This window comes from Virgibacillus carmonensis (assembly GCF_057836705.1).
On sequence record NZ_JBYQFJ010000321.1, the window covers coordinates 1 to 564 of the forward strand.

A 564-nucleotide genomic window follows, 5' to 3' on the forward strand; every position below is an offset into this window, starting at 1 on the left:
CCTTGTCCATTTCCTAATTTAATTAATAATACTTTTTATCATCAAACATTGCCGCGCCAACAATGATAAGCAAAATAAACAATACAACGATTAGCGCAAATCCTTTACCGCCATCAAAGCCATCGTTGCCTTTATCAAAACCACCATAGCCTCCATATCCAAAGCTCATATCTATCCCTCCCTCCATCCATTTCGAGGTTTTTTACATTAATACTATATGTATAGTTAATAAAAGTGTTTGGACTTGGGCTACCAGGGAAATACGGTGTAAATAGGACATCGCACCACATGTCTCATAGCCACTGTCATATTTGCCGTTATGGGTGTACTTGTGCGCTTAGTAATTGAGGGCAGCTTTAGCTTAAGGGACGACTGGTCTGCAATTATCGGCTTAGCAATTGGCGGATTTACTGCGTGGGCATTCATAATTCCAGCTATTGAACGAATGCGCTCTAAGAAAAGCGAAAGCTAGACGCCCCTGCAAAGTACGTAAGGGAGTATCTTCAAGAATACCAGCTAATAGCTGTCAATACTTAAGGCTAAAAAATTTCAAAAGAACATGTT

General features: G+C 39.9%; 2 protein-coding genes. One reads left to right on the forward strand and one right to left on the reverse strand.

Annotated elements, in window-relative coordinates; all coding sequences use genetic code 11:
• Nucleotides 1-22 precede the first annotated feature (22 nt).
• On the reverse strand, nt 23-169 hold the full coding sequence (locus AC3G7N_RS22100) for a YjcZ family sporulation protein (protein ID WP_489423989.1): 147 nt from the start codon (nt 167-169) through the stop codon (nt 23-25).
• Nucleotides 170-319: 150 nt separating this feature from the next.
• On the opposite strand from AC3G7N_RS22100, the gene AC3G7N_RS22105 reads away from it, so the two are divergent.
• Nucleotides 320-472 carry a hypothetical protein gene (locus AC3G7N_RS22105; RefSeq protein WP_489424261.1) on the forward strand — a complete coding sequence of 51 codons (153 nt, stop codon included), beginning with the start codon at nt 320-322 and terminating at the stop codon, nt 470-472.
• Nucleotides 473-564 lie beyond the last annotated feature (92 nt).